Here is a 4,559-nt window from a genome sequence, read left to right on the forward strand (position 1 = left end):
ACGGGTCATAATAAAGTGAGTAAGAACAATGATTCTGTGCAGATTATCAATAGTAAATCCAATACAACTAATACAGATGATACACATTATTCGGTAGATGTTGCTAATTTAGGGGGAATGTATGCAGAGAAGATTCATATTATTGGCACGGAATCTGGCTTAGGGGTACGTAATCTTGGGCATCTTGGTGCTTCTGCTGGGGATATTGTTATTGATGTGAATGGTAAGGTGGTAAACAAAGGCAATATTAATGCGAATAAACAAGTATCGATAACGGCAAAAAATAATATCGAAAATACAGGAAATATTGAGACAAAACAAAAGCATATCGTATTAAACACTCAGTCTAATTTGCAACAAGATGGCTCTCTTATCAGTCATCAAGGAAATATTATTGCTCAAGCAAATAAAAATATTACCCAACAAGGAAAAACTATAGCCAATAAAAGTATTCATTATAAAGCCGAGAATATTAATACCGCCAATCATGCGGTAGTTGCGGCAGGCATTACAACAACAGAAAAAGAGGGCGTTACAAATAACCAATTAGAGAAACAAACTAAAACGGGACAGACGTTATCGATTTCTTCTACCAATAAAGCCAATTTACAAGGTAAGCACCTTACCTCAGGGAAGCTAGAAGTTAATGCAAAATCAGTTAATTTAACTGATAGCCAAAATAGTGGGTATGATATTACAGTTAATTCTTCTCAAGCCGATTTATTAGCGGATAACTCAACAATAGTCGCTTTAAACCATCTTACATTAAATACTCCAGCGCTTTTATCTACTCAGCGTGCCAATTTAAGTGCAGATTCGATTAATGCAAAGGCTACACAAATTAATAATTATGCAGGTAAGTGGGTAAATCGTGGTAACACATTGCTTCAACTACAACTTGAAAAAGGCTTAAATAATCACGTTGGGCTAATGTTATCAGGCGGTAGTATGGATTTATCAATGTCTAATCAACGATTAAATAATTATCAAGGTCGTTTATTGAGTGGTGGTCAGCTTAAGGTCGAGGGTCAAGATATTGATAATCGAGGCGGACAGATTATTGCGGATAAAGGGATAACGTTATCTTTAACAGGAAATCTAGATAATCAAGGGATAAATGGTAAAGGCTCTTTTATTCAAACTCAAGATGCCTTAGTGATTGATGCTTTAACTATCAATAATACAAAAACGAAGGCTACACAGGCAACACCAATACAAGGAATACTCGGACAACAAGTCAGTATTACCTCGCAACAAGTAGATAATCATACTGGTGGGATTTATGCTACCAACACATTAAATGCCAATATAGAGAAAGTATTAACAAACCAATCAGGTGAAATCCTTTCTACAGGGGATTTAGTGATAAAAGCAGAACAAGGAAAAGTGGTTAATACACAAGGTGCTATTCAAGCAAATAAAGGGCTTAATTTATCAGCAAGTTATTTATCTGGCGATGGTTATGTTGAGGGTCAGCAGGTAGATATTCAATTAAAAGAAGATTTTTTATCACAAAAAGATATTGTCGGAGGTGATGTACTTTCTTTGGCTACTCAGGGCAATTTAATTAACGAAGCAGGGTTATATTCGGAAGGTACTCTTTCTTTACGTAGTAATCATTTACAAAATAAAAATAAAGCAGAAATTCAGGGGAATACCACAACAGTTGAAGTGCAAGGTAATCTTATTAATCGAGGATTAATTAAAGGGAAACGCTCATCACTGCTTAAAGTTGGTCAAGGATTAACAAATATTGGAACAGGGCGTATTTATGGTGATACGGTTGCTATCCAAGCACAACAATTAGAAAATACCGATGAATTACAAACAGATGGTCAAATTAGCTCAGCGGTCATTGCTACTCATCAACGTTTAGATATTGCTGCCCCAATTATTAAAAATAGTAAAACGGTGTTTACCAAGGATTGGTCATTTAATGGATTAGGAGGCACTCTTTCAAGTGGTGGTGATATTTATATTGGACGCAGATTAAATGAACAAAACCAAGCGGTAGGAAAGGCTGATATATTCTTAAATCAAGGTGCATTAATTGAAGGTCGTCATATCAGCTTAGATGTTCAAGAAATAAAAAATACAAATGCACGTTTACGTACTAATTTAGATACGTTAAGTGATACGTCAGTAAATGAACATTACTTAATTGTGGATAATGCTCAAACAGGAGAAAGAATTAATTTTGATTTATTAAAGTGGGTATCCTATAGCCGAGCGGGAAAAGTCGTATTTAGAGGTAAAGAATTAACAACAAGACCGACTAATAGTGATTTTGAAGGCTACATATTGCCCATGCCAAATGAGGATGTTTGTACTAATGAGGCAGAGCGTATGGGATGTGCGCCATCACCTAAAGCGATTTATCTAAAAGACGATCCGGCTTGGTCTTATTTTAAATTAAATGCCCCAGAAAGTGATGCGCCTCCGCTTCCTGATTTATCTCAGTTAGATCCTAGCTTAAAAGAGCCAATAGAGCCATCTAAACCAAGAAAACGTTGGTTTGAAAGTCAAGATGGTTATCAAATTCGCATTGATAAATATCTGGATGAATTAAAAGACTATGAAATGGCTAAAAAAGCCTATGATAAAAAGTTGGAAAAATACTCAGAGCAAATTAAACCTTATTTAAACTGGGTGAAAGAAAATAGCGAGAAGTTTTCAGATTTAGAAAAGGCGATTGAAACGCATAATAGTAAATTATGGGGACGAGAGTTTTATAAATTTTGGGATGTGTATGTTACAAGACGAGTGGAAAAAGAAACAATAGTAAAAGAAACCCATCCTGCGAAAATACTCAGTACAGGTAATATCAGTTTTACAGGAAATTTATTAAATGATCGCAGTACAATAATTGCTAATGATAAAATTTACAATTCACAAAATAATCCAACTAGCTTGGTTAATGAAGATGCGTTTGGGATTCATCGTACAGAAGATTATGGCAATCAAGAATGGACTAAGTCTCGTTGGCGTGGAGGGTTTAAACGTTATCATCAAAGAGATTGGGAAGGGCGTCATGCCCATTTAAGGGTAGCAGAAAAAACCATTGCATTAAATCAAGCGATTGCTCAAGAACAAGGACAGTTTGAAGCAATAGCAATACAGCCTGATTTAACACTTAATGCAATTAATTTAAATAAAAATCAGAAAGTAACAGAAGGCATCAATGATAAACAACATCAACAGCAAGTTGTTGATGAAGTTCGCCATATTAGAGCCAATACTGTTTTACCAACATCGAGTCTTTATAAAATTAATCCTCATGCTAATAGTCATGTATTAGTGGAAACCGATCCGGCTTTCACCAATAGACAAAAATGGTTAAGTAGTGATTATATGTTTAATATGTTGCGTTCAGATCATAATTTAGTGCATAAACGCTTAGGTGATGGTTATTATGAGCAACGCTTAATTCGAGAGCAAATAAATCAACTAACAGGTCGTCAATTCTTGGGTAATTATCAAGATATGGAAAGCCAATATAAAGCCTTAATGAACAGTGGCGTGAGTTTTGCGAAGAAATTTAACCTTTCATTGGGGGTAAGTTTAAGTAAAGAGCAGGTTGCACAATTAACCAGTGATATTGTCTGGCTTGAAGCTCAACAAGTTACCTTACCAAATGGAAAAGAGCAGAGGGTATTAGTGCCAAAAGTCTATGTGATGACGAAAAAAGGCGATATTGATGGGAAAGGAGCATTAATATCAGCGAATAATATTGCGGTAAATAGTCAATCTTTAACAAATAGTGGCATAATTTCAGGGCGTCAATTAACGCTATTAAAAGCAAATAATATTATCAATCAAGGTAATATTTCAGGGGAGTTAGTTGCGATACAATCTTCTGGCGATTTAACTAATACAGGTGGAAAAATTAGTGCAGAAAAAGCCCTCGCTATTGATGTTGCAGGTGATTTAACACATCAAAGTACCACAATAAATACCAAAGTTGACCTATCTCATTATCAACGTCACACCACTGACTTAGACCGAAACGCCTTAATTTATGTAAAGGGTCAAAATGGTCAATTACAGATATCAGCGAATAATATCAATATAAAAGGGGCGGATATTATCAATGAGGGTGATGGACAAACCATTATTTCTGCAAAAAATCGTTTAAATTTAACCGCACTTAAAACGCTTGATGATGAAAAAATGGGCAAAGGCGATCACTATCGTAACGAGCGAGTACAAGATGTAGTGATAAGCCATGTTAAAGGTGGAGGGGAGCTGCAATTACAAGCGTATACAATTGAAAGCGAAGGAGCGAAACTTGAGGCTAAACGAAAACTCATCGCTCTTGCTGAAAATGACTTAGTCTTAAAGAGTGCAACAAAAGAATTGGATTATGACGAGTATCATTATACGAAAAGTGGTTCAGCAATAAGTCGTTCAACTAAAACTACTTATGATGCTAAACACAACATCAGCAAACAAGGTACGCAACTCAATGCAGAAAATATCGCATTATTATCAGGCAATAATATAGAAGCCAAAGGGGTGGAAATTGTAGCAGATAAAAATATTGATATAGTGGCAAAAAA

Annotated in this window: 1 pseudogene; it reads left to right on the top strand. The window is 35.4% G+C overall.

Annotation, left to right across the window (positions count from 1 at the left end):
- Nucleotides 1-15: 15 nt before the first annotated feature.
- Nucleotides 16-4,559 (top strand): annotated as a pseudogene (locus EV697_RS09725) (S-layer family protein); the annotation flags it as partial.

This window comes from Bisgaardia hudsonensis, from assembly GCF_004345785.1.
GTDB classification, from domain to species: Bacteria; Pseudomonadota; Gammaproteobacteria; order Enterobacterales; family Pasteurellaceae; genus Bisgaardia; species Bisgaardia hudsonensis.